Source organism: Oceaniferula marina (assembly GCF_013391475.1).
Taxonomy (GTDB): Bacteria; Verrucomicrobiota; Verrucomicrobiia; order Verrucomicrobiales; family Akkermansiaceae; genus Oceaniferula; species Oceaniferula marina.
Window position 1 is genome coordinate 804,210 of record NZ_JACBAZ010000002.1, and the last position, 22,092, is coordinate 826,301.

13 protein-coding genes and 1 tRNA gene are annotated in these 22,092 nt (G+C 51.3%); 12 read left to right on the forward strand and 2 right to left on the reverse strand.

What is annotated here, in order from left to right:
- The first annotated feature begins 76 nt into the window (after positions 1-76).
- From HW115_RS07675 to HW115_RS07730, 12 genes are all read left to right on the forward strand, one after another.
- Entirely contained in the window at positions 77-1,609 is a 1,533-nt protein-coding gene (locus tag HW115_RS07675; protein ID WP_227021341.1) for a glycogen synthase, read from the forward strand.
- A gap of 87 nt (positions 1,610-1,696) precedes the next feature.
- Positions 1,697-2,044: a DUF805 domain-containing protein gene (locus tag HW115_RS07680; RefSeq protein ID WP_178931999.1), complete on the forward strand. Its 348-nt coding sequence runs from the start codon at positions 1,697-1,699 to the stop codon at positions 2,042-2,044.
- Between the two features lie 131 nt (positions 2,045-2,175).
- A complete protein-coding gene (locus HW115_RS07685) occupies positions 2,176-3,363 on the forward strand; it encodes a helix-turn-helix domain-containing protein (RefSeq protein WP_178932000.1) in 1,188 nt (395 codons plus the stop codon).
- Between the two features lie 230 nt (positions 3,364-3,593).
- Positions 3,594-4,217, forward strand: a complete 624-nt coding sequence (locus tag HW115_RS07690; RefSeq protein WP_178932001.1) for a PEP-CTERM sorting domain-containing protein — start codon at positions 3,594-3,596, stop codon at positions 4,215-4,217.
- Between the two features lie 175 nt (positions 4,218-4,392).
- Positions 4,393-6,024 (forward strand): hypothetical protein, encoded by a 1,632-nt coding sequence (locus tag HW115_RS07695; protein WP_227021342.1) that lies wholly within the window; start codon positions 4,393-4,395, stop codon positions 6,022-6,024.
- Positions 6,025-6,182: 158 nt separating this feature from the next.
- Complete coding sequence (locus HW115_RS07700; RefSeq protein WP_178932003.1) at positions 6,183-11,204, forward strand: lamin tail domain-containing protein; 5,022 nt, start codon at positions 6,183-6,185, stop codon at positions 11,202-11,204.
- Positions 11,205-11,402: 198 nt separating this feature from the next.
- The gene (locus HW115_RS07705; protein WP_178932004.1) at positions 11,403-12,182 is read left to right on the forward strand and encodes a PEP-CTERM sorting domain-containing protein; all 780 of its coding nucleotides are present in this window, start codon (positions 11,403-11,405) and stop codon (positions 12,180-12,182) included.
- Between the two features lie 224 nt (positions 12,183-12,406).
- Entirely contained in the window at positions 12,407-13,240 is an 834-nt protein-coding gene (locus HW115_RS07710; protein ID WP_178932005.1) for a LamG-like jellyroll fold domain-containing protein, read from the forward strand.
- Positions 13,241-13,336: 96 nt separating this feature from the next.
- Positions 13,337-14,815 carry a sulfatase family protein gene (locus tag HW115_RS07715; RefSeq protein WP_178932006.1) on the forward strand — a complete coding sequence of 493 codons (1,479 nt, stop codon included), beginning with the start codon at positions 13,337-13,339 and terminating at the stop codon, positions 14,813-14,815.
- 221 nt (positions 14,816-15,036) lie between these two features.
- On the forward strand, positions 15,037-15,690 hold the full coding sequence (locus tag HW115_RS07720) for a PEP-CTERM sorting domain-containing protein (protein ID WP_178932007.1): 654 nt from the start codon (positions 15,037-15,039) through the stop codon (positions 15,688-15,690).
- Between the two features lie 346 nt (positions 15,691-16,036).
- Entirely contained in the window at positions 16,037-17,761 is a 1,725-nt protein-coding gene (locus HW115_RS07725) for a hypothetical protein (RefSeq protein ID WP_178932008.1), read from the forward strand.
- Between the two features lie 306 nt (positions 17,762-18,067).
- The gene (locus HW115_RS07730) at positions 18,068-20,428 is read left to right on the forward strand and encodes a discoidin domain-containing protein (protein ID WP_178932009.1); all 2,361 of its coding nucleotides are present in this window, start codon (positions 18,068-18,070) and stop codon (positions 20,426-20,428) included.
- Positions 20,429-20,487: 59 nt separating this feature from the next.
- Here HW115_RS07730 and HW115_RS07735 read toward each other — a convergent pair.
- Together HW115_RS07735 and HW115_RS07740 are read right to left on the reverse strand one after the other, a co-directional pair.
- Positions 20,488-20,562 (reverse strand) — tRNA-Val (locus tag HW115_RS07735).
- A gap of 110 nt (positions 20,563-20,672) precedes the next feature.
- Complete coding sequence (locus HW115_RS07740; protein ID WP_178932010.1) at positions 20,673-22,073, reverse strand: MBL fold metallo-hydrolase RNA specificity domain-containing protein; 1,401 nt, start codon at positions 22,071-22,073, stop codon at positions 20,673-20,675.
- Positions 22,074-22,092: the final 19 nt, after the last annotated feature.

Here is a 22,092-nt window from a genome sequence, read left to right on the forward strand (position 1 = left end):
ATGATACCAAAGCACAGGACGGACTTTTTGTTCGTTTTTTTGAGCAAATTTACCAATTTGAAGAGGGACAAAGACTATGACTAACAAAAACGAGGACGAAGCCGACAAAATGAATCGAGAAAATAAGCCTACCATTTTGGTAGTGACTCCTGAGATTACTTACTTGCCCGAGGGGATGGGGAACATGGCCCAGAGGATGAGTGCGAAGGCGGGGGGGATGGCGGATGTGTCGGCGTCCTTGGTTAGTGCACTATACGATCAGGGAGCGGATGTGCATGTGGCACTGCCCAACTACCGCAGGATGTTCAATATGGACATCAAGTCCGTGCACGATCGTGAATACCAGACCGTTCGGGACACCTTGGGCAAGGAGCGGATTCATCTGGCGGAGGATCGTATTTTCTACCATCGGGACCAAGTGTATGCTTCGGAGAACCGCCGGATGGCCTTGGCATTCCAGCGGGAAATCATCAACCATATCATTCCTCAGGTCAAACCGGATCTCATTCACTGCAACGACTGGATGACGGGCTTGATTCCGGCTGTGGCACGCCGGTTTGGAATCCCATGCCTTTACACGGTGCACAATATCCATACGGAAAAAATGACCATGGATCAGATTGAGGATCGTGGTATTGATGCGGCAGAGTTCTGGAACCATCTGTATTTTGAGCATCCACCGTATTCCTACGAGGAGTCCCGTGAGACCAATCCAACGGATTTCCTAGCGAGTGGGATTTTTGCAGCGGATCATGTCAACACCGTGAGCCAGACGTTTCTCTATGAGGTGGTCGAGGGTAAACATAGCTTTGTCCCGGATGCGATCCGTTCTGAAATGGCGAGTAAACTACACGCCGGTTGTGCTACAGGTATTTTGAATGCTCCGGACGTTTCCTATGATCCCGAGACCGATCCGGCGTTGGAGATGAATTACACCCATGAGAATGTGATGGAGGGGAAGGCGGTTAACAAACGGGCCTTGCAAGAGCGGATAGGTCTCGAGGTTCGTCCGGATGCCCCATTGTTTTTCTGGCCGTCCCGATTGGACCCTATGCAAAAGGGGTGCCAGTTGCTTGCGGACATCCTATACCAAATGGTCGATGACCACTCGGATATCGGGTTGCAAGTTGCGATTATTGCCAACGGTTCATTCCAGAAGCATTTCCATAATATTGTCGAGTTGCACGGATTGCAAAATCGGGTCGCTGTGGTGGACTTTACGGAAGATGATTCGCGTCTTGGTTATGCGGCTGCGGATTTCATGATGATGCCCTCACGCTTTGAGCCATGCGGACTGCCGCAGATGGTGAGTCCGAAATACGGCACCTTGTCGGTTGCCCATGACACCGGTGGTATTCACGATACGGTGGAGCATATGCACCACGATGGCAATCTGGGCAATGGATTCCGCTTCCAGTATTACAGTCCGGAAGGTTTGCGTTGGGGGATTGATGAAGCGGTTGGGTTTTATAAGCGTTCCTGGGAGGACAAAGATCGGATTTTGTCCCGCGTGATGCGTGAGTCCTCTGAGCGCTTCAATCATGACACCACGGCCGCGGCCTACATCCAGCGTTATGAAACGATGTTGGGTAAAAAGGTCGGGAATTGATATTTTCGAAACAAGCGCGGTTGAGTTTCGATGTCGGTGTTATCCTAGGGTTCGCTCTACAGCTAGCCCTAGCGAGTTGATGGAAGGATGAAATCATTTTTCAAATGGAGTGGCAAAGCGGATCGCTTCGAATGGTGGGCGGTCACTCTGATCACAGGCGTTGCCGGGCAATTAGCCATTCTATATTTGGCATTTTCTCATTTTGATGGAAGTGGAGGAATCGGGCTCTCGATCTCCTTGGTGATTGCGGCATTGGTGACTCTATGGCTGACATTTGCCGCGACCGTCAGGCGTTTGCGTGATTGCGGCTATTCACCGTGGTTTGTTTTATTGGGGTGCGTTCCGGTGCTGTGCTGTTTTGTAGTGGCGGTTTGCGGATTTGTCCCTGGTAAGGCCATGAGGAATCGAAAGCTGGTGAAGCGGGTGGTGAAGTAGCCGGGCTAAAGGGCTCATAAAAAAGCCCTTGCTGCTACAAGGGCTGGAAAAGAATGGTGTGTGCTGCTGTTAGTTTTTATTTGGCAAATTTGAGGTTGGGCAAAAATGAACTTTGCGTATAGTTCAGCTACATGGATTATTTGCCGGGTAAAAACGATCGACGTTATAAGGTCGGGCTGTTGGCCCGCAGGGCGTTTCATTTTTATTCCCAGGACGTGGTTGCGGGCATGAGCGCGGCAAAGCTTGAGCCAGGCCAGGTGATCCTTCCCGTGGATTTACTCTATCAGAGTGATGAGGACATCCGTCGGCTATTAACTGATTGTGATCTTGATGGATTGATTCTTGGTTTGGATCGGGGCCGTTACGAGCTGTACCGGGAATGTTTGCCTGATGTCCCGATGGTGAATGTGCACCCCGATATCCTCGCCAATGATATTCCGACGATTGCGATTGATCCACATGCCTTGGCGGTGGCTTCCGTGCGATATTTCAAAAGTCTCGGGGTGAGCCATGTGGCTAACTTGAGCACTTTTAATACAGAAGCTCAGGATCGGGTAAATCAGACGATGAAGGAATTAGTCGAAGCCGCCGGGGGCTCATTTACTTCCTATTCCATTCATGTTCCAGGCTTGGTTGCAAGCTACGAAAACACTCGAACGATGCCGGAGGTAGCAGAATTTGAATCCTGGCTGGAAAACTTGAAGCGTCCGACGGGTGTGCTTTCAAGTGGTGGCTATACAGCCGTCATGCTTGCCCAGTCTGCGCAGCGTATGGGGATAAACATTCCTGACGAATTGTCGATCCTGAGTCGCTCAGACGATAGCGTTTGTTTGTTTGCTGACCCTCCGGTCAGTAGTTTTCGAAGTATTGGGTCGGTGGTTGGCAAGATGGCCTTGGAGTTTTTGGGATCGTATTTCACCCATGGGCAGTGGCCTGAGACCTGCAGGGCTTTGCCGGTTCCTTCGGTGATCGAGCGCTATTCCACGGGGGTTCCTGCCGGGATGAGTCGGAGTATGCACACGGCGGTTCATTATATCAGGCGGAATGCCTTGAAAGGGGTTACGGTGGACGATGTTCTGGCTGCGTGTCCCGGGCTCTCCCGAAGTCGCTTGTATCGTGAATTCGAGGCCAATTTTGGCCATAGCCCGGCACAGGAAATCACCCGCTTGAGGGTTGACGAGGCAAAGTACCAGCTACGCTTTACGGATAAATCCTTGGGTGAAATTGCCGAGTGGTGTTCGTTCAAGGGGGCTCCTCAATTTTCAACAGTTTTTGCCCGGGAAGTAGGCCAGCCCCCTGGCAGCTGGCGCAAATCCTGATTCGATTACGAGGCCTTCCCTTGTCTCATCAGCCCTTCTTCTTTTCTCCCTTCAAGGAGATAGAGTGATGGGGCTTTGCGCCTGCGAGGCGACTGGGACATATTGACAATATTTATAAATACACACCAAGCACCCTGAGGCGTATGGTCCGTTCATATAGCCAGTGATTGATATCAATATTTCAAATGATATCGGAACTGGCATTCACTAAACGAATAAATAATTGAAATATGAAAATACCACACATGTTACTCGTTACAGCCTTGGCCATAGGCTCAGGGCACGCTGCCGTTACCATTGCTGACTTTGGAGGCACAGCCCCGGTTTTAGATTCCGGAGATGTAGGAAACACCATATCTGGAGGTGGTGAGTTCGGTTGGAATGGAAGCGAAACGTTTGGACAAAGCTTCACTCTCGCTTCAGCTGGAACACTGGATTCCATCTATTTTGCATACAGAGGGAAGGGGAACAACGACACCCAAGTGATCACCGTCGCTGTGGATGGTACGGCCTACTCCGGAATAGCGCTTGATGGGAGCTCAATGAAGTCGGACGGATCCAAGACGGATTACAATTGGGCAAGAATTGATTTTACAGGTGAGAACGTCTCATTGGATGCGGGTTCCCATCATTTTTTGTTAAGTATCACTCAATCTCCTGATAATGATTGGGTTATTGCTCCACAATATTCTGGGGCTAATCCATATGGTGGGGGGAGAAGTCTGGGAAATATATTAAATGCTCCAGCTGAAGATTTGCTATTTGCGGTGTCCACATCTGCTGTTCCAGAGCCGAGTTCTGCAGCTCTGCTTGGATTGGGCGGGATAGCTCTTGTTCTTCGCCGGCGTAAGTAAGGAAAAAATCAAGAGGAGAGTCGGGCTCAGCTGTCTGAAGGCTCTGAAAATACCGCCTCTTGTGTTTGGTGAATCAAAGAGGTGGCCGTTGTTCTATAGTGGAACGACGGCCATTTTTAGCCAATGACAAATGATATTGAATAAGCGTAAATTTAATCAGATGATAATCAGGAGAATGCGTTCGATCGTGATGGGTCTGTGGCTGGCTGGGTGGGTGGCTTGTAGCGGGGCAGAAGATTCGCAACAGGATCATTATATCCTGGATATGGTGCATCATAATCCGGGTGAGAAACTATATGAGACAGCTTATGAGAAGCCGGAGGTGATCAAAAAGATGGGCTTCAACGGCAAGGTGTATTACCTGTTTGATTCCCCGACGCTGGCGATCAACTGGGAGTCGGTTGACCCTGAAATTTTCCCGGTGGGTTCCGCGGAGCGTGCATGGGTGGATGCCAAGGCCAAGCGGATCAAGCAGCAGCATGCGAGTTGTCGTGCCGCGGGTATTCAGACGATGGCGATGGCTGACTTGGTGCTTTTCCCAAAAAAACTAATCAACAAGTATGGTTTGGAAAAAATTTACGGGGATCCGAGCCACCCGCAGACCCAGAAATATTTACGTGCCCAGATTGGCGAAATGTTTGATCAGTTCCCGGATCTGGATGGGATTGTCGTGCGGATCGGAGAGACGTATTTGCATGATGCCCCGTATCACCGGGGGCACATCCGGAATAAGACGAGCCCTGAAAAAACCATCATCCCTCTGATGCAGTTGCTCCGTGAGGAGGTGTGCGTGAAACGCAGCAAGGACCTGGTGTTTAGGACCTGGATGAGCTTTGACAAGAACCTGGCGGCTTATAAGCGCGTGAGTCAGGGGGTGGAGCCTCATGCCAAGCTGGTCATCGCGATCAAACATTGCGAGGGCGATTTCCACCGGGCCAATCCATTTAGCAAGGTGATTGGCGAGGGGCGTCACAAGCAGCTGATTGAAGTCCAGTGTGCACGTGAATACGAGGGCAAGGGCGCTTACCCGAATTACATTGCACATGGCGTGATCGAGGGCTTTGAGGAATACCAGGACATGCCGGCGGGTAAGATGCGCAGTATTCGTGAACTGGTCGAAACCAAGCCGGATCTGTTTGCCGGGATCTGGACTTGGACGCGCGGAGGGGGCTGGAACGGTCCCTATATCACGAACGAAATGTGGTGTGATGTCAACGCCTGGGTGATGGCTCAGTGGGCTGCCGATCCATCGAAATCTGAGGAATTTTTGCTCGCCCGGTATGCCAAAGAAAGACTTCAACTCAAAGGGGTGGACATTACAAAATTTCGCAAACTGTGCCTCTTGTCGGCCGATGCCGTGCTCAGAGGACGCAATTCGATCCAGGGCGATATGAATCCGTGGTGGACACGGGACCAGGGGATCGGATACCCTCCCGCACATAAAGATGCGGAAAAGCAGCAACGCAACTTGAAACAGAAAGATGAGGCGATCCGTAAATGGAAAGAGGTGGTTTCATTGGCCGAGGGAATTCAGTGGGCCGATGAGGAAACGCGCGAATTTGCGGTGTCCTCATCCTACTACGGACTTTACCTCTACGAAATCTACCGGGCGTTGGTCTACCTTTCTGACGCTGAAGCGCGAAAAGACATAGCTGGAGTGAAGCAGTGGATTGGCCAGTACGACGCGGCTTGGGCACGATATCAGGCACTACCCGAAAAATACAACAAGCTGTCCACTCTCTACACCAAGGAATTCAAACGACACATCAGAAACCATGCGGATACTAAAGTGAATAGCCTACGCTAGCGGTACATGGTATGAAGTTTACGTGATGATTTTTTTCAGATGACCAGATGATGGACAGGACATGATTCGATACGCCTCGACGAAGTTGAGAAATGCTTAGATTGCCAAATATAGTTTGGATTTTCATAAGCTGCTGTATAGCAGTTGATGCGGCTCCGGTGCGCTTTGATATCAACTCCGGAGGGAGCCCCACCCAGCCAGGGTGGGCGGCGGCTCCCGGCGGCCAGGGTAGTGATGGCACGGTGTCGATACGCATGGATCCTGTTGGTGCTGTGGTCTTGGATAGTCGTGACCGCGGGGATCTGAATGGAGGGGGAGCAGAAGCATCCATGTGGAACGATTTTGTGTTTGCCAGCGGCAGTGATTCCCCTGGGGAGGGGATCCGCATCACCCTCTCCGGTTTGCAGGCGAACTCCGAATATCCCATCACTGTATGGGCTTTTGATGATCTGACGGGGGGCAATGCCACCGGTTTTTGGAATGGAGAGCAATTGACCTTCCCGGATAACCCGGACCCTGCTTCCTTGGGGGATTACGCGGTTTCGTTTCATGTGACAAGCGATGCGCAAGGGGAAGTGGCTATTCAGGGCTTGGTCGGGTCGCCCCGGTCCTCGGGACACAATGTGTTTATCAATGGCTTGGAAGTGGGCGACAGGATCGCTGAAGATGCGCCTTATCATATCGAGCTTTCTTCAAGGCTCGTGAACAGAGCTGCCGCCATAGGCTCGCTTGTCGGGGTCTTGAGCAGCCAGGATCCGGATCAGGAGGATGGCTTCATCTACACATTTGCCCCGGGGGCGGGAGGAGATCATAATGGGCTCTTCAGCTTGCAGGGCAATACCTTGCTCACCGATCGCTCACTGCAGAGCGTCGGATCAACGTTGTCGTTGAAGATTCAAACCACCGACCGGGAGGGGAATAGCTATGAGAAGGTGTTTGCTTTGGTGGTGATTGATGATGTGGATGATGATGGCTTGGACGATGTTTGGGAATTGGAGTATTTCCCCTCCCTGTCCGCAGCGCGTGGTAGTGACCATTCCGACGAGGATCTGTTGAACAATCTGGAGGAACAGGCGCTGGGGACCAATCCAACACTGAGTGACACGGATGCGGACGGCCTGGCCGACCATATGGAGAATGGGTCGGGGAAGTTTGTCGATGCGGACAATGCAGGTTCTGATCCTAATCTTGCGGACTCAGATGGAGACGGTCTTATGGATGGTGATGAGGTGAGTCCGGCCAATGGTTCGGTGACCGACCCCAACTTGAAGGATACGGATGGCGACATGTATGGGGACGCCTTGGAAATTATCCAGGGGACATCGCCTACCGATGCTGATCAGTTTCCAGATGTGGCGCTTGCACTGACGATCAATGAATTTGTTGCAAACAATCAAACCGGTGTGAAGGACGGATACGGGAACCGTGAGGATTGGATTGAGATATACAACCCGAATATCGTAGCTGTTAACCTTGTCGGCTACACCCTGACCGATGATGCAAGTGTGCTGAACAAGTGGACGTTTCCCGAGGTGCATATTCCTGCGGGTGGGTATTTGCTGGTGATGGCTTCCGGTAAAAATGAATGGGATCCTGGTGGATACCTTCATACAAACTTCAAGCTGTCTGCCGCTGGTGAGTACCTCGCTTTGGTCCGGCCGCAAGGCCAGGTGATTGATGATCAGATGACCCCGGCTTTCCCCGAGCAGTTCGGAGATGTTTCTTATGCCCGCCATCCGAGTAGCGGAACCTGGGGTTATGCATCGACGCCGACCCCCAACCAGCTCAACAGCGCTCTTCATTTTGCGGGGGTGGTGAAAGATACCCGATTCTCTGTGGATCGTGGATTTTATGATCAGCCCTTTCATGTGACGATTGAGAGCGACACTCCGGGAGCGATGATCCGCTACACGACGGATGGCAGTAAACCGAGTGCTAGTCATGGTTCGGTTTACACTGGAGCGATTTCGATTGAAACCACTACGACTCTGCGGGCTATTGCCGTGCGCAGTGGTTGGCTTTCGACTAATGTTGATTCCCATAGTTATTTTTTTGTGGCTGATGTGGTCAACCAACCGGCCGCCCCGCCGGGCTGGCCAGCTACATGGACGACAGCTCCCGCTGATTATGCGATGGACCCGAGAGTTCGGGATGGGGCGTTGCTGGGGTACGGCGTGGACGACGCTCTGCTAGATATTCCCACGGTTTCGATTACCATGGACCCTGATGATTTTTTGGGCAGCACCAACGGTATTTATTCGCACCCCTTAAATCGCTGGGAGAGGGAATGCTCAGTCGAATATGTTTTACCCGATGGTGGCGAAGGCTTTCAGGAAAATTGCAAGGTGGAGATCCACGGTAATTCCAGCCGGAACCCGGCTCGCATGCAAAAGCATTCGATGCGACTAACCTTCAGTTCGGAGGTCGGCGTTCCGAAACTGGACTTCCCTTTGTTTGCCGACTCTCCGGTAAATGCATTCAACAAATTGGTCCTGCGAGCCTGTTTCACAGATTCATGGGGGCTTACGGGTTGGTCACCGAGTCGGTATCGCCCAAATGATTCCCAGTATCTCAGGGATGTGTGGATGAAAGAGAGTTTTCGGGACATGGGGCAGCCATCCAGTTATGGAAATTTCGTTCACGTCTATGTGAATGGCTTATACTTCGGATTGCATAATATGACGGAACGCTTGGAGGATGATTTCTTTGCTAGCCATTTGGGCGGGAAAGAAGAGGATTGGGAGGTCTATGCTGACTTCTCGAGTCCGGGTGACCATTGGCAGCAATTGATGAGTATAGCCAATGGGGCCATTGAAACACCTGAGACGTATCAACAGATTCAGCCGTTCCTTGATATAGAGAATTATATCGATTACATGCTCCTGCATTTTTATGCGGATGCCGAAGACTGGCCGCATCACAATGGTTACGCCGCCGTGAACCCCGTATCCGGGGACGGCCGCTACCGCTTCTTTGTCTGGGATCAGGAAATTGCATTGGATAAGTTTTCCTGGAACCGCTATGATAATGGCACAGGAGGGGCGGCACCATTCCAAAGGTTGCGGCGCAATGAAGAGTTTTTGATGACTTTTGCTGACCGGGTTCAAAAGCATTTGTTCAATGGTGGAGCCCTGAGCGAAGAATCGAGTCGAGCTCGTTATAATGAAGTCGCCTCATGGATTGATAAGGCGATTGTAGCAGAATCGGCGAGATGGGGAGATACCCAGGATACCACAGCTGGATCTGCATCTGTTAGCCAGCCGTCGCCATTGGACGACCTTGATCATGACGCTTATCCTCCGGCACCCCATGCTCCTAACATTTACTTTACACGTGAGGATTCTTGGTTGCTTGAGTTAGAGAATGTGTTGAACCATTATATTCCGATTTTACACGACCCCAATGACCCAAGGTCGATTGTTCGGGAGTTGCGTGCGAACCAGTTGTTTCCCAGCTTGGATGCCCCTGTATTGAGCCAGCATGGCGGAGATATTGATCCGGGGTTTTTGTTGGACGTTACGGCTAAGCTTGGCGACATTTACTATACCTTGGATGGTTCTGATCCCAGACTGCCTGGGGGGGCGGTTGCCCCTGCTGCACAATTTCTGGCGGGTGACTATGACCAGGTTGTCCTCGTTGCATTGGCATCTTCCGACTGGAAATACTTTGATAAGGGAGAAAGTCTGGGGGCGAGCGATATCATCTACGGGCATGCTGATTATGATCAGACCGACTGGAAAAACCCTGATTTCGATGATGCCGCATGGAGTGAAGGGCCGGCTCCTTTGGGTTATGGGGTGATGACCGGAGGGGTTATCAACACTGTGATTAGTTATGGTGGTGACGCGACAAATAAACATCTGACCAGTTACTTTCGTAAAACCTTTGATGTGGAAGAGGTTTCAGAAATTGAATCCTTGCGGATTCGCTTGCGTCGAGACGACGGGGCTATTGTGTATTTGAACGGACGTGAAATTGTCCGGAGTAACATGCCTGCCGGCGTGGTGACCTTTTCCAGTGTTGCCACCCAAGGGGTCGGTGGGAGTGATGAAAGTGCTCTGTTCGATTTTTCTTATGAGCTCAAGCCGGGAGAACTCCTTCGTGAGGGAAATGTGTTGGCCATTGAGGTGCATCAGTCCGGTGGGGGGAGCTCTGATCTGGGTGTCGATGTGGAAGTTGTCGGGGTCAAGCGGATGGCAGGGAGCCAATCACTTGAGCTGTTGGATTCGGCTCGTTTGCAAGCCCGGGCGTTTAGCGGGGGTGAGTGGTCGGCTCTTGTCCAGGCTGACTTTACGATGGGGCAGGCCGCGTCTGCCTCCAATTTGGTTGTGTCCGAAATCATGTATCATCCATTGGATGGAACGAGCTACGAGTATCTTGAATTGATGAATATTTCCTCGACCGCAGAAATTGACCTTTCGGGAGTGCGCTTTGCACTTGGTATTACTTATACCTTCCCTGAGGGGACGCGCCTTGCTCCGAGGGAGCGTTGTTTAGTGGTTGAGGACCGGGTTGCCTTTGAGCAATATTATGGTGCTGGCCACCCCGTGGTGGGTCAATATGAGGGCAAACTGGCCAACGGAGGAGAACAAATCATACTACTGGGTTCCGGGGGTGACACCATTCGTAACTTTAGCTATGGCGACCAGTTTCCATGGCCGGAATCAGCAGATGGAGGAGGGTATTCGTTAGTTTTGATTCATCCTGAAAGCGCTCCTGACCATGGGTCTCCCATGAATTGGCGCGCGAGTGTCGCCCTTCACGGGACACCTTCAGGCAGTGATTCCTCATCGTTTGTGGGGGACCCGGCCGAGGATCGTGACGGGGACGGATTGGGGGCGTTTCTGGAGTATGCGCTGGGGGGGAGTGATTTGATTTTTTCGCCGGACTCTTTGCCCCGTGCGGGTTATGGCGTATGGGATGATGGCTCCGAGACAGGCACCACGGCTGAGTACCTGACCTTTTCATTCACCTGCAATCTGGCTGCCGATGACGTGTTGTATGCCCCTCAAATTTCTGAAGACTTGCGTGATTGGAGAGAGGGCGAGCCAGACCTGGTCTTGGTGGCGAGATTGAATCTAGGTGACGGAAGAGAGACGAGAACATATCGGACTGCCGATCCCGAGGCATGGGCTGAAGGCTCGAAAAAATTTATCAGGCTACTGCTCCGTCAAAGATAAATGGATTGATTGCAGCCTGCATCGGTATGTCGGGTCAAGGTAGGTACTTGGTTTGTATGTGGGCACGAATCCTTGCTTATCTCCGGACATAGATAATCAAATTTGGGACAAATCGACAATTCTTTGAGATGGCCGTAATGCCAAATGCTGTCTAATTGGTATATCGTTCTCAACCTAATGAAATGAATGATGAAACGTATGAAAAATAGTAGCAAAGGTTCCCTTGTGACGGGATTGATTTCGGTCAGCATCCTGGGTTTGCCGCTTATTCAGGCTGCGACCCTCAAAGTTGATTTCAATGTGAACGGCGGATCATCTGGGACTGCGTCTGGCTACACTTCGATCAGTGGCTCCAACGGATCTGATCTTTCCGCTACCAGTTTGAATTTGGGTTCGGATTCTTTTCAGGTGTCGATCGATGCCAGGAATAGTGATGGCAGTGATGACGGCAATACACGCTGGATTGACCGAGAGAATCCGGGCACCGGTGTGTGGTCTGGAGCCGCAGCCAACCCCCTTTCGCAAGACTGGGTTTCAACCGACGACTTCCGGGATTATCTGGTCCTTACCTTCAGTGGTCTGGAGGCAGGCACCTACGACCTCACCACGATTCATGGAGATTGGAACGGGAATACTGTGACACGGATAGATGTGCAAGGTAGCGTCAACGGTGGAACCTCCTACATTAACCTTCAGGATGGGCCGGTTTACGACGCTCGTCAGGGGCCAGGCGGGAGTACCGTTGGGCCGGCAACGGTGACAATTGATAATACGTTTACGGCGAATGGGGCGGATGATGTGATTTTCCTTTTCCATGCGGGCGCCAATAAATTCGGTGACGCCGGGAATACCGGCTCCAGCAATGTGAACCGCTTTGTGGCACTCAACGGATTTGAATTAAGCAGTGTGCCTGAACCTTCGTCGACGGTATTGCTTGGCCTCGGTGGTTTGGCTTTTGTTATGTATCGACGCAAGTAAATCATCTGCCGTTTAAAATTTCATTGTGTGTTTAGCGTCCGGATCCTGAGTGATCCGGGCGCTTTTTTGTCTTCGCTGCATGGGTGTGAGATGAACTGTGAGTCAAACATTGAGTCTCTATGAGACAAATTGACAATTTATCAAGATGGACTCTCAAGGGGAAATGTCATTTATCGTATGTAGAGCATCATAATGCTTATGAATCAAAATTAGAACATCATATTATGAAATCGTTGATGACCTGTATCGCAATGACAGCGTTGGCTGGCTTATGCCAAGCTGCGTCGTATTTTTCTGTAGTCGATGGGCAGAGCCCGTTGGCCTATTACCGGCTGGACAATTTGAGTGACAATGAAGGAGGTAGTAGCTTAACTTTGAATGGTTGCAGTGTAGGTGTATCCACTGGGCATGCTCTAACGGGTTCAGGTGGTTACTCCGGATTTCTAGATTCTAATACTTGGGCGACGGCGCCTGGCAACACTAGCGGCACATTGACTGGGGTCGCCACCGGCTGGAGCAGCGATCAAGGCTCGTTTTCATATTGGATGTTCAATGACGGCACTGGAGATGGCACACAGACCAATCTCATTTCCCGCAGGACTGGCGGAGCCTCAAGCTTCAGCGGGTCCGGGGATGGCATGATCGGCGCATACACCCGAACAAACGGAACCGCCGGAATTAAATTCGACAATATTGGATTAGATTCTGGCTCCGCAGTTCTGACAGCAGACGCCTGGAACCATCTGGCTTTCACTTGGGACCGGAATACCGGGACGGGCGACGGAACCATCACTGTTTATGTCAACGGATCGGTCGTAGCTTCCACGACCACGGCGACCTTTGATTCCTTCACGATCAACGAGTCACGTTTCGGCAAGGAAATGGTTGCAAGCAGCACGCGTAAGTTTAAGGGAGGGGTGGACGAGCTTGCGATTTGGAACCGAACTCTGAGCCCAACGGAGGTCTCGGCCCAGTACACCGCGGCTGTTCCCGAACCCAGCTCGATCAGCTTGATCGCCCTTGGCGGCTTGGCTTTGGTGTATCGTCGACGTAGGTAGAAACGTCATTTTCTCATGTCATCTTTTATTTCATAGGCTGAGTATAGCACGTCGATTGTTTGGTTTGATATGTGTGTTTCCGCAATCGGTTTGCCTATGCGCGTTTTGCTATGCTCAGCCTATTTTTGTTTTCTCTTGGCCAGCGCATGGGGGGGGCAGCGGTCTCCCAACATTCTCTTTGTCTACCTTGACGACTTGGGGTATGGGGATGTGAGCTGTTATAACCCGGAATCCAAAATACAAACTCCGCATATGGATCGTCTTGCCAAAGAGGGAATTCGGTTCACGGATGCACATACCCCCGCTGCGATTTGCGGGCCAAGTCGATATGGTGTGATGACTGGGCGGTATCCATGGCGTCGTGGTAAGGATGGTCTCGGGAACGGTGCCAAATTCAGGGATACCTTTATCGAACATGGTCGCCTTACTCTTGCCTCACTTCTCAAGAAGAAGGGGTATAATACTGCGCAAATCGGCAAGTGGGGCATGCGGCATCATTATTCGAAGGCTCTCAAACCAGGGGCAAAGCCAGGCACTCGGGATGCGTATGATTTCCCACGTAAACGATTGCTGGGATCTCAACGATTCGGCTTTGATTACTCGTGGTGTATGACTCACTTGTTTCCATTGGATGGGGAGAAACAGATCAGTGTGTTCTGCAAACACCAGATGGAAAACGGTTTGCCCGTCGACGCCAAACTCAAGCACTCTAATGCCCGCAACTGGCTTCCTGATAGCGCCAAAAAAGTGGTGGAGTATATCGAGGCCTATGCCCAAAAAGAGAAGGTAAATCAATTTGGTATCCAGCCTAAACATCCTTTTTTTATTTACTGGGATCCGCCAAGCCCTCACGAACCCATTGTGCCTCACAGTAGGTTTCTCGGTAAGTCCGGAGCCGGAGCATACGGTGATTTTATTGTTGAAATCGACCATTACCTTGGTGAGGTCCTCAAGGCCCTTGATCGTCATGAACTCTCGGAGAATACGCTGGTAATTCTGTCATCAGACAATGGTCCGGAAAAAAGTGCTTACAGTAGGATTAAACAATATCAACATGACAGTATGGGGGGGCTGCGTGGTGTGAAGCGCGACCTATGGGAAGGTGGTCACCGCGTTCCATTCATCCTCCGTTGGCCCGGGAGAATCAAAGCAGGTGGTACCGAGGGTGGATTGGTCTGTCTGACAGACATCCTGGCCACGTTTGCTGATATCACAGAACAGGCGTTGCCTCAGGACGCTGGCGAAGACAGCATAAGCTTGCTTCCTCAGCTCTACGGTCAGACCGGGTCCAAGCAAGTAAGGAGCCATGTCATTCATCACAGCCATCGAGGTCACTATGCCCTACGGTATGGGGACTGGCTTTTTATCGATGCCAAAACTGGGGATGTTAGCGGTGAACCTAAGTGGTTTTCCAAAGATCGAGGTGTTCAGCATCATCAACATCAAGCAGCGTTGTATCACCTTAAGGACGATAAAAAACAATCGACCAACCTCTACGGATCACATCCGGAGAAGGCCCGGCAAATGAAGCAAAAACTCAACCAATTGAAGGCAAAGCCTCTCAGCCGGAACTGACCCTGATTTACACGGCTCGGCATGGCTTCTCCCGCATCTTCCTCTTGTGGCAATGAGAATACGTGTCGTTTTTATCAGAAAATTTGGAACGTGAAACAAATTGACAATACGCTGATATGTTTCTTTAGCGTTTCGTGTGTATTATTGGGGTGATTGTCAGCGCAATATAGCGCCACTGTCATTAGCCATGATGGCAATCTCAACAATTAATCACGAAAGAAATGAACATAAAAACGACATTAAACATTCTATTGACGGCGTTTGCCGTAGGCAATGCCAGTGCGGCACTGACCGCAGCAGATGTGACAGACAACGGAGGGACCGCGCCGATGATCGGGGCGTCCGATACTGGATATACCGGGGCCACCACTAGTCGATTCGGCTGGGATGTTGAGAGGTTTACGCAGACCTTCACCCTAGCGGAGGAGCGTGTGCTGGATTCCATATACATCGCCTACAATGCATTTGAAAATGGCGATACGCTGACTATGACCCTGGAGGTGAACGGCACCAACTACACGGGAGCCGGCATCACCTTGGATGGAAACAATTTCAGCGGTGTTGGCTCCGACGGCAACGGCTCGCCAGTATACTGGATGCAGTTTGATCTGTCCGGAGAAAACATCACGCTCAATGCGGGTTCAAACAACTTTGCGATGGATGGGATCTCCAATACGGGAAATAGCTGGGCACTCGCGCCGATGTATGGCCTGAATAACAACCCATATGCCGGAGGCTCACTAACAGGTACAGGTATTTCAGGTGGGAATGATGATCTGGCATTCGCTGTGACTACTACGGCCGTCCCCGAGCCAAGCTCTGCTGCCTTGATCGGCCTTGGGAGCTTTACGCTGCTTCTCCGCCGCCGCCAATAGCAAGAGCATTCAAGGTTCACCGCCAACCTCTCCGTCAATTTCAGTGAGATGATGGAGAGGTTTTCTTTATCCTCAAGGTTTCGATGAACGAGTGCAAATGGCCCACTGATCCTGAACTTCAGGCACAGGCTTAACCACAGGCTGAAACAAAATCTCAATGTCTACCCGGCTACTCCGAATCAGGACATGACCAAGGTGGAGTCGTATGCGCCAGCCACGGAGTATTTGTTGGAGGTCAGGGGCAAGCAGGGCGCTTTCAATCTGGCCGAGTTAAACGCCTACGGTTACCCGGTGGCAAAGTAAGTTCCCCAGCCGATTTCTGATCAATTGATTTTTTCTACGTAACATGATGACTCAGTATACTGGTAAGACAGCTCCTATGGATGTGCGATTGGATTACGTTCACCATAACCCAGGTGAGACACGTTTCGAAAGTGCCTATCTGGATCCCACCTATTTGAATGGCTTAGGCTATACTGGTCAGGTCCTCGACCGCCATGTTCAGGCTGCTGTTAGTTTAAGGTCGATGTTTCCCGATCTGTGGGACTCGCACCCGGAGGGACTCTTCTGGACAAGGGACTACGCCAAACGGTTGCAAGAAGATCTCAAGCGAACCAAAGAGCAAGGGCTGAGTTGTCTGGCGTGGACGGATTTTGTGGTGTTGCCCAAGGTGTTAGTTGATCGTTATCAGGAGGAGTTGACCACAGACGTCGAAGTGGACGACCCGTTTGACGTCAAAGGAAAGGTTCGACCCAACATTCAGAGTTCCTTTACGCAGGATGTTCTGCGGACACAGATTCGCGAAATTTTTGAAACGTTCCCCGACCTTGACGGTCTGGTGGTTCGAGTGGGAGAAACCTACCTTCACAATCTTCCTCACCATACGGGTGGTGATCCCATTGTTGATGGTGTGGAAAGTCATGTGACCTTGTTGCAGCTCCTGCGTGAGGAGATTTGTGTTAAACATGGAAAGCAACTGATTTACCGGACATGGATGAGTGGGATTGACGAGCGCGCCCAGCCATACGTCGAGGCAACCAACAGGATCGAGCCTCATCCCGGACTGTATTTTGTGATCAAACATTGTATCGGGGACTATCACCGAACCCATCCGTTCAGTCCTCCGCTTGGCAAAGGAAATCATAAGCAATTGGTTGAGATCCAGTGCCAGCGCGAATATGAGGGTAAAGGAGCGTTCCCCAATTTTATTGCAGCAGGGGTGATTGACGGTTTTGAAGAGTATGCACATCTGATGGCACCGGGTGAACTTCGCAGTGTTCGCCAGTTAATAGGCCTGCCCCAGACGGCTGGTCTTTTGACTTGGTCCCGCGGAGGAGGATGGAAAGGCCCCTACATCAAGGATGAGTTGTGGTGTGATATCAACGCCCGCGTCTTGCTAAAGTGGGCCCAGAACCCCGGCTTGCCGACCGAACAGGTGACCGAGTCGGTATTAGAGGATCTGGGATTTGACTCTCCCTCGCGTGAGCTCTTGGTTGAAATACTGAACCTATCTGCCATGGCTGTGGTTCGGGGAGTAACCGGGATGCGCGGAGATATCAATACGCTCTGGTCCCGCGACGAGTATTTCGGTGGTTTCGAGCAAGATTCCCCATTTATGAAGCAATCGGTGGAGTCGCTGATCGAGGCGGGGAATGTCGAGCCGGCTTTGGCCGAGGCGGCTGAGGCCGTTTGCCTATGGAAGCGCATTGAGTCTTTGTCAGAGCAGGTGAATCATGCGGACCCGTCGCGGCAGGCCTTTATCCGGACCTCATGTACCTACGGTCGTATTTACCAGCAGGTGATCCATGCGGGTTGGACCGTCATCTTGCTGGGGGAGCAGGCTACGCGCTCGCATACGAGGGATGACAAGCGTATCAGAAAAGCCCTTGAGGATTATCACCGCGCGTGGAGTGAGTGGCGGGAGTTGTCCCAGCGTCCGGAATGCGCGACGATTTATAATGAAAGCTATTGCCATTATGTGGCTGATCACGGGATGGTGCCTGTTGATGGGATGGGAGCTTCGGTAAAACGGTACAGCCGTATGTTGGAATTGATGGTGGAGCATGTGTAATCACTCGCCTTGTTCTCAATCTGGACGCCGGGATGTTGTTGATATAAAACTTCTCAATTGCCCGTATGTGGTTTGTGTGTGTTATTATCATTGGAGTTCATTATGATGAACAAGATCGTGCAGGCGATGACGCCAAGGGGCACAGCATCCCTCACGGCGGCTGAGCAGGTCGAATACACCAAAGCAACGAGAATGACAGACTTTCAAGAAAGGGATTTACAGTCATTGACTGACCGAAGAGCAAGGTGAGTTAGGTCGTTGTAGCTCGGAGCTTGAGTATGCTCACTCAACATTGAATAAAATATCATGAAATATTATTTTCTAACATTATTGTCGCTGTTGCTGGTTGGGTATGCATGTGCCGGGGATGTAAATCTCTACGTTTCACCGGATGGTGATGATGCAAACTCTGGTAACTCTCTGGAAAAGCCCTTCCTAACAATTGAAAGGGCCCGTGATGTAATTCGGGCGAAAAAGCTTAACGTGAAGATGTCAGGTGATGTCACGGTGTATTTACGGGGCGGGCGTTACGAACTGGATGATACCCTGTACTTTGATGATCGGGATTCCGGGAGCAATGGGCATAGTGTGAATTACAAGGCTTACAAAAAAGAAGAACCGATCATCTGTGGCGGGCGTAGAGTGACAGGGTGGAAGCCGGTTAAAGGCAAACCCTATTTTGTGGCGTCGGTGCCTGAGCAGGCAGCGGTCAAAACCAAGAGTCCGGTCAGGGGGAATCGTATTCTGCCCTTGCACCCCCGCTTTTATTCCCAACAAAGCTTATCGTCCGATGGTTTCGCCCCCTACTTTGCCCAACTCTACGTCAATGGTGTCCGAGCAGAGCGGGCCCGCACGAGCGATATACGAAGCAGCAGTCGCAAGGAATGGTGGAATAATCCGGAAACCAAGGCATTTCGTGATGGTATCTACATCGATAAGTCGACCATTGAAGATTACACCAATCCTGAGGATATTCGGCTGTTGTGGTTGGAGTTGTTCAAGACTATGGATACCCCCCTGGAGGACGTGATCCCGTGTGATGACGATGAAGTGATCTTGAAGATGAAGCAACCTGCGTTTTTGAAAGGGACAGCCTGGCATCGGATACAGCCGAATACGCAGTTTTTTATCATCAATGCCTTGGAGGAACTGGATGAGCCTGGTGAGTGGTATCTGGATCAGAAGAAGGACTTGGTCTACTACTACCCTCGCACCGTGGATGGCGATATCAATGAAGCCGAGGTGTATGCACCGCGGGTTGAGTGCCTAGTCAAGGTTGATGGGACACCCATGCGGCGGGCCCGGCATATTAAGTTTGATGGTATAACTTTCCAGTGTGGAAACTGGTCCGACCCCAAGGAGCATTATCTCGGCTTGAGTCAGGCTGAAATTTACCGGACTTATACCAGCGAGTTTCCCGGTCAGGTGGTAGTGAACTATGCGGACCATGTCACCATCGCGAATTGTACGATACGTAATATGGGATCCTGTGGTATCCAGCTATATGAAGGTTGTAACAATACGCTTATCGAAGGGAATCTGACTTACGACACCACCGGTGCAGGTATCACCATTGGTCGGTGGTGGTTTCACCTGTTTGAATGCCCGCCCGAATCTATTTGCACCAACACGATGGTTCGGAACAACGTGGTACGCAATACCGGGCGCGACTACTGGCAAGGAACGGGAATCAATATCTTCACGGCCTATGAGTGCAAGGTGCACCACAACGATATTTCCGACACTGCATACACTGGTTTGCACGCCAGAGCGGGAGGCTCAGATGGTTTTATTCACCCTCGAATTGGAAAAATCGAATACAAATACAATAAAGTATCCAGAGCCTTTGCCGGTCACAAGTGGGGGATCGGTGATGGTGGACACATCTACATGCATGGACGCTACCCCGGCAGCTTGGTCATGGAGAACCTTTCGTTATATGCCAATCAAAACGTGAATATGGAGTATTATCCCGATAACGATTCCTATCAAGTAAGCTGGACAAAGAACGTCAGCAGATACTCGAAGTCGAAGTATTCCTTTTATAAAAAGGCTCAATCCACGGTTCATCACAATTATTCAGACAACCGGGTGACTCGAGGAGTCTCCCACCATACGCTGGTGAAGAATGATGAATGGCCCGAAGAGGCACAAAAAATCATGGCTAGTGCAGGCTTGCAGCCGGAATACAAACATCTTGAGCGCAGGGTTTACGGGCATAAAAATCTGGCCGAGGGGAGACCATGTAAAAGCTCATCGGATCTGGATGGCGCTCATGCAGCTAAAGCAGCGATTGATGGTAACTGGAAGTCCTTCTGGCGTGCCAGCGACAAGAACGATGGTCCAAGTTGGTTCTCCGTCGATTTGGGTAGTAAGCATGTTATCCAGCGCCTGAGCATGCTTCCTCGTCAGGATCAATATGAAGTTGATGGACGAAGAATGCTGGAGATTCAAGCCTCCAACGATCCTGAGTTCAGTGCATATGTGGTGCTGGCTGAGCGAAAAAACCTTCCCTGGTATCACAAAACCACCAGTCATCCGACCAACATGTGGGAGCAGTTTGTGAATGTAGACAAGGGATACCGTTATCTGCGGGTGATTGCCACAGATCCGGCTGGCAAACTTAGCATTGGGGAGTTTTCCGCTTTTGGATATCAAAAAGAATAATCGACTTTTCCAATGAAGACAAAAAAATGGCCCTTGCTGAAGCAAGGGCCGGAAAAAGATGGTGCGCGATGCTGGATTTGAACCAGCGACATCATGCGTGTGAAGCATGCGCTCTACCCCTGAGCTAATCGCGCGTTGGATGGTTTCGCGGCTGTCGGCAGGCTTTTGAGCCCTCGGCTGCGGGCCGACTGATTAGCCCGCACTACCCGTGAAAGCAAGTCTTTTTTTTACGGCTTTGCCTGGATTAGCATGTCACTTCCTCGCCGAGGATACCGAGGTCGACCTGACCGTCGTGCACCTCTCGCAGGGCGGTTTGCAGGGCCTCGGATCGGCTGCTTTCGCCGTGGATCAACCAGACTTGCTTTTTGCTGCCGGTGATATTTTGGAAGTATTCGATGAGCTCGGAGTGGCCGGCGTGGCCGGAGAAGGAATCCATGATCTCAACATGAGCCTTGAGCGGGTAGGGGTCGCCAAAGATTTTGACGGTCGGTTCGCGGTGTCGGATTTTCCATCCCAGGGTGTTTTCGGCGCAGTAGCCCACAAAGAGAATGGTGTTCTTCGGGTTGCCGATGCCATTTTTCAGGTGGTGGAGGATGCGTCCGGCCTCACACATACCGGAAGCCGAGATGATGATTGCCTGCTGGTCGCTGCTGTTGAGTTCTTTGGATTTTTTGACCGAGCGGATCAGTTCCAGTTCCTCGAAGCCGAATGGGTTACTTTTGGAATAGAGGAATTCGTTGACCTCATCGTTGAAGCACTCCGGGTGGAGGCGGAAGATTTCGGTGGCGTTGACGGCGAGCGGGCTATCGACGTAGACGGGGATGTCCGGGATGCGGTCCTCTTCGAAGAGCTGGTTGAGGACGTAGAGAATTTGCTGGGTTCGCTCGACGGCGAAGCAGGGAATGATGATTTTACCACCACGTTTAATGGCGGCATTGATGGCATCACAAATACGGTCATCCGCACTGGCACCATGCTCGTGCTCGCGGCCACCATAGGTGCTTTCCATTAGAAGGTAATCGATGTTCTGAACGACTTCCGGGTCGTTGAGGATATCGTTGTCCCCCCGGCCGACATCGCCGGAGAAGAGGAAACGTTTGGTTTGGCCGTCGTCTTCATCTTCGATTTCAAGTAGCACCTGGGCACTTCCGAGGATGTGTCCGGCATCGAAAAAGCGGAGAGTGACACCGGGGGCAATGAGCATGGGGCGGTCATAGCCGACGTTGACAAATTGTTTCAAACATTGCTCGGCATCGCGTTCGGAGTAGAGAGGCTCTAGTAAAGGGAGGTTTTTGCGTTTGCGGTGTTTGTTGAGCCAGTCGATGTCGGATTTTTGAATGCGGGCGCTGTCGGCGAGCATGACCTGGCAGAGGTCCCGCGTGGCAAAGGTGGCGAAAATATTACCATTGAAGCCCTTGGCGCAAAGGTTGGGCAGGTTGCCGGAGTGGTCGATGTGGGCGTGGGAAAGAACCACGCTGTCGATGGTTTTCGGGTCGAAGTGGGGGAAACAGCAGTTGATTTCGTGGGCGTCGTGGCGTCGACCTTGATAGAGTCCGCAATCGAGAAGGATGCGTTTTCCGTTGACCTCCAGCAGATGCTGGGATCCCGTCGTTGTGCCGGCGGCACCACAAAACTTGAGCTTCATACTATGAACTAACCGCAGA